Consider the following 5,127-nt stretch of genomic DNA (forward strand, 5'->3'; position numbering starts at 1 on the left):
GTCTACTATCGGGAAATTCCGCGCGGTTATACCGGCGCGGAAGAACATAACCATCTCATCGAGGCCTTAAGTGCCGGCAACAAGAAGAAGGCCCGCAAGGCGATCGAGAACGACATCAAGCGAGGCTCGCCTACTTTTCTGCGCTATTTCGACGAGCGCGGCTCCGGTTGAGCTGAACGCCCTCTACGCAAGGTCGACCTGCGCGACGCGCGGTGTGCGCAGGCCGGCCGTTTCCCCGCCGTCTACAGTCACCACCGTGCCGTTGACATAGGTTGATTGATCCGAAAGCAACCAAGCGACGACATCCGCGATCTCTTCAGGGGCACCGAAGCGGTTGGCAGGGATCCGCAGTTCGAGCTGCTTCTTGCGTAGTGCATCGCTTATGATCTTGCCCATCATGCGCGTTTCGATCTGGCCGGGGCAGACAGCGTTGAAGCGGACCTCCTCGCCGAACTCCAGCGCGAGCGCCTGCGTCAGGCCGATGACCGCGGCCTTCGAGGCGCAGTAGGCGGCGAGCTCTTCTTCGCCCGTCTTTCCGGCGATGCTGGCCATGTTGACGACTGAACCCCTTCCGTGCCGCAAGCCTTCCAGCGCATGACGGATGAAGAAAAAGGCGCTGCGTGCATTAACCGCAAGGACCTCATCCCAATCGTCCTGGGTGGCGGTGGCGAAGGCTATGCGCTTCGACATGCCGGCATTGTTCACGAGCCCCGCGAGCCGGCCGTCGCCAAGTTCAAGCGCACGGTCGACGACACGGCGGCAATCGTCTTCACGGATGACGTCACCGGCAACGAACGTGACGCCGTCATTGGCGCGTTCGAGCGCCGCGCCAGCTTCTGCATCTCGGCCGGTCGCCACCACTCTGGAACCGGCAGACGCAAGTTTCTCCACGCAGGCCCGCCCTATCCCGTGCGTGGCACCTGTTACGATGATCATTCCAATTCACTCCTCTACGTATTGGCAACCGCACGGTTTGCGGCGGCAGTAGAACTGCCTGTAGCAGCATCGCTCGCAGCAGCTTTTCGGCGGGATCGAAGGCCGCCCCATCTGCGAATATAGCGTCGCCAAGGCCGCTCCTATGCCGCCAGCGCCTCGTTCAATCGCCCGAATGCGGCGCAACCAATGACCGCGCCGCACCCGAGCCTCGAGATCAACATAACCGAACAGTTCGCCAGACCGTTCGACTCCGCCGCGCATGCCTCGTTCTCCGAATCTCTCCGGAGACACTGAACCACGCTCGCAGCTTCGCTGCGAGCCACTGTTTCAACAGATGAGGTTCCCTGCTCCCGGAGCTGATTGCAAGCTCCTTTCGGCGCATCCATGTTCCTGCCGGCTCTGTGTTTCTCGCCCGGTACGAAATTGCCGATGATCAGGCCTTCCCGGACTTTATTGTAAATCCGGAAGGACAGGCTGCCCATCTCCACAACGCTCATGGGAATTCTTCTCGTGACTACCCAATAGCCCCTCGCCCATAGATGCTGGCCCCAGTAGCGTTTGCGCAATATTCCGAACTCGCTCAGCAGCTTATGTGAACTGCGTCCCTTCAGGCGCTCGCGATACCGACAGGTGCGGTGGGATCGACACAAGCATGTGCACATGGTCGCGATTGATCGACCCGGCATGAACAACCATTTCGTGGGCTCGCGCCGTCTCACGCAGCAACTCCCGGCATCGTTCCCCAACATCGCCACCAAGCATCGCATAGCGATACTTCGTCACCCAGATCAGGTGATACTTGCAGTCCCAAACGGTATGGCTGCCCACGCTTGTATGCTTCCGTCCGGCCAATCTACACCGGAAAGGGCGCTATCCCAGCCGCCTAAATGCGGGGGTTTCGTTATCCCCTATCGGGGACTCTAAAGCCGCCTCAAGGCTTCTTTAGGCAGAGAGACTTAAAGTGACAACACCCATTTGCGCCTTTTTCTTGGTGCGCTCATGTTGCCGCATGGATCGGAGGTCGTCTGCCACTCCATGGCTGGGCCTCCTCCAGCTGGCTCGCGAGTTGGAACAGCCTGTCCTCCTCATTGAAACGCCCGGTGAACTGCATGCCGACCGGGAGTCCGCTCTGGCTCCAGTAGAGCGGCACGCTCATGGAGGGCAGACCAGCTATGTTGGCGAAGGTGGTGAAAGCGCAAAACTGGAGGAGACGCTCCATGACCTCCGCGCCACCATGCGTGTCGGCGTCGAAGTGCCCGAGCAGAGGGGGAGGAGATCCAAGAGTAGGCGTCAACCATAGATCGAAGCCACCAAGGAATTGCGCGATGCTCCGTCCGACCCCATGGAACCAGTTGAGGTCTACCAGGTAGTCGGCTGCCCTTATGTTTGAGCCGACGTCATAGAGATACTGGTTGAACCCTTCCACTTGCGGGGCAAGACTGTCCGGAGGCACCCGTCTGGTGCGAGCAAGCGCAGTGATGGCTCTTGTCGCGGTCATAGCCCAGAATCGTTTAAAGTAGGTAATATATGTCTCCCCGTCCACCTCGGGGCTAGCTTCAACGACCTCATGACCGAGGCTTTCACATAGCTTGGCTGTTTTGATGGTAGCCTTCACGCACTCTGGGTCAACGAAGGTGCCGAGCAAGGAACTGGTCGTATACGCGATCCGCAGCTTGCTCGGTTTCGACTTCAAGGCTTCGGTGTAGGGTTGCTCGGGAGGGGGTGCTGTATACGGATCACCTGCCATTGAGCCTCTCGTAGCATCGAGCAAGGCCGCGCTGTCACGCACAGTCATAGAGAGAACATGTTCGTTGACGATCCCGCCCATGCTGTCGCCGAGGTAGGGACCGAGAGTGATCCTCCCTCGCGATGGCTTGAGGCCGAACACCCCGCAGCATGACGCCGGGATTCGGATCGAACCTGCACCGTCGCCGCCGTGCGCGGCGGGAACGATCCCGGCCGCCACCGCCGCGCCAGCGCCGCCGCTCGAACCTCCGCTTGACCGCGATGTGTCCCATGGATTGCGAGTTGGGCCGAAGAGCTTTGGTTCGGTGGTCGCAAGAGTTCCGAATTCGCAGAGGTTGGTCTTGCCGAAAGTACTGAGCCCCGCTGCACGATATCTCCGCATGAGTTCGCTATCGTGGCCAGGCACGAAGTCCTTGGTTATTTCGGACCCCCCGGTGGTCGGAATTCCCGCCATGTGGCAATAGAGGTCCTTGACGAGGAAAGGTGCTCCGGCGAATACGCTGCCTTTATCGGCGGCTCGCGCTTCCGTCCTCGCCTCGTCATGAAGCGACCTGATGATCGCATTCAGTTGCGGGTTTGTCTTTTCCGCGTGGCGAATGGCTACGTTAAGTAGTTCCTGGGCGGTTACTTCTCCAGCCTTAACGAGCGCTGCCTGGGCCGTTAAATCGAACTCTGTAAATTCATCCATGAACCAACTCACTTCTGTATTTTCGGCAACCGAGATTTCACGGCGCGGATTGGTGGCAGTAAAATGGTACGCATGTTCCGAGCCCTACGAGGATGTCGCTCAAAGGCGCCCCTGAACTCACGGAATTATAATCTATAACTTATCAGTACCGTTTCAAGTGGGTTTTGCGCTGCTTGTGCTGCATTTTTTCATCCGACGGCGGGCCTGGACTTTATAAGATATAAGTGGGTTGGCGATTGCAACCGCTAGGGCGGTACCCGGCAACAGGCTTCCGGGTCAGGACGCCATCATATGAGAGCGGGATTGGGCTGCTACGATAAGCCCGTTTCAAAAGACCTGCGCCATTGAGCTGATCTGCCGGCGATCAGCGCCGCCGCATACATCGTTTCAGAAATTCCCATCTCCTCCGGATCACATATCAGAATCGCTTGGAGAGGTCTTGATCCAACCTCAACGACATCGATCCGCAGCTTGGCTCGCCGACGTCTTGCCTTACCGGATGCCCCTGCCAAGGGTCGTGAAAAACAAGCGCAGCCACTGTATGGATTTTGCGACGCGCAGCAGCGCGGCCGCGCGCCGTTCCAAAACCCTTTTCTCGACAAAAGTCCAGGATAGATACGCAGCTGCGCCTGAAGAGAGGACGGCATAGACGATGTTCAAAAGCCAGAATGTGCCGCCTGGAAGCAGTTGAAAGGCTGCCTGTTGGAAGGGATAGCCGTAGAGGTAGATGCCATATGAATAGTCGGCACCGCGTACCAGAGGCGTTCGCCTTGGATTGAGTAGCCCCATGTATGCTGTTGAGTAGGCGACGAATGGTGTCGCGAGGTAAAACGTGGCCGGGAAATAGAAGAACACCAAGGACAGCGTAAAGCTCAGAACGAATAGCGGAAGCGAGAACGGCAATGTGTTCCTGACAAGATAGATTGCAGATCCGAATAGAAACGAGAGGATTAGCACTCCTCCAGGGTGGTCGCCTCCGAGGATAAAGAGACGAGTGAAGCCTGCTTTTGCGGTTAAGGTCAGCATCGCAAAGATGGCTGCGCTCGTGAAAGCTATTGGTCTCTTGGCGAGACCAGCTATTCCCAAAGCAGCAATTGCAATATAGCAATCCAGTTCAAATGGCACAGTCCACAGTGATGTGTTCACATCGTTCGGTGGAGATCTGTTCTCGAAGACACCGGGAAGGTGAAAGTGCACCCAGCCTACTATATTGCCCAGGTAGCGCAAGAATTCTGGATGGAAAAAATAATCTCTTAGAGAGAGCGACGTTAAGAGCGCGCCCAACAACAGAGCGGAAATTAGCACTTCAACGCAAAGGGCTGGAAAAATTCGGATAAACCTGAGGGCCAGAAATGCCGGCACGGTGTTACGCTCCAAGCTTCCGGCGACTAGAAATCCACTTAGGGCAAAGAAGCTTGGAACGATAAAATAGATCATTGGGTGCGGCGGACCACGCCATAGCCACATGACCAAAGATGAACGATATCCGTAGCATATGTCTATGCTATGGCTCAACACGACGACAATTGACAGAACTAACCGAAGATAATCAAAGCCGGATGGCCGATTCTCCGCTTGGATCAATTGATCCGAGATCGTCTTATTGCCCAACAGAAAAGCGTTCATCTCATTATAACTCGCCAATGCGAACCGATGGCCCGCCAAATCCGCCGTCGCTCCTCGCAAAGGTCAAAGAAACGATCGTGACGACTTGCCACACTCGCCATCTCTGACGATGACTTCGTTCTGAATGATCG

5 protein-coding genes and 1 pseudogene are annotated in these 5,127 nt (G+C 56.9%); all 6 read right to left on the bottom strand.

Features of this window, described 5'->3' with window-relative positions:
- Positions 1-183: 183 nt before the first annotated feature.
- Positions 184-936 (bottom strand): SDR family oxidoreductase, encoded by a 753-nt coding sequence (locus EOA24_RS26925; RefSeq protein ID WP_127410249.1) that lies wholly within the window; start codon positions 934-936, stop codon positions 184-186.
- A 55-nt stretch (positions 937-991) separates the two neighbouring features.
- Positions 992-1,137 (bottom strand): annotated as a pseudogene (locus EOA24_RS43310) (IS5/IS1182 family transposase); the annotation flags it as partial.
- Entirely contained in the window at positions 1,077-1,433 is a 357-nt protein-coding gene (locus tag EOA24_RS42460) for a hypothetical protein (RefSeq protein ID WP_210213602.1), read from the bottom strand. The gene EOA24_RS42460 and the pseudogene EOA24_RS43310, both read right to left, overlap by 61 nt.
- Before the next feature lie 91 nt (positions 1,434-1,524).
- The gene (tnpA, locus tag EOA24_RS26940) at positions 1,525-1,764 is read right to left on the bottom strand and encodes an IS200/IS605 family transposase (RefSeq protein ID WP_348633083.1); all 240 of its coding nucleotides are present in this window, start codon (positions 1,762-1,764) and stop codon (positions 1,525-1,527) included.
- A 169-nt stretch (positions 1,765-1,933) separates the two neighbouring features.
- The gene (locus EOA24_RS26945; protein ID WP_127410250.1) at positions 1,934-3,370 is read right to left on the bottom strand and encodes an amidase; all 1,437 of its coding nucleotides are present in this window, start codon (positions 3,368-3,370) and stop codon (positions 1,934-1,936) included.
- 492 nt (positions 3,371-3,862) lie between these two features.
- Positions 3,863-4,996 carry an acyltransferase gene (locus tag EOA24_RS26950; RefSeq protein WP_127410251.1) on the bottom strand — a complete coding sequence of 378 codons (1,134 nt, stop codon included), beginning with the start codon at positions 4,994-4,996 and terminating at the stop codon, positions 3,863-3,865.
- Positions 4,997-5,127: the final 131 nt, after the last annotated feature.

This window comes from Mesorhizobium sp. M2A.F.Ca.ET.039.01.1.1 (genome assembly GCF_003998035.1).
Taxonomy (GTDB): Bacteria; Pseudomonadota; Alphaproteobacteria; order Rhizobiales; family Rhizobiaceae; genus Mesorhizobium.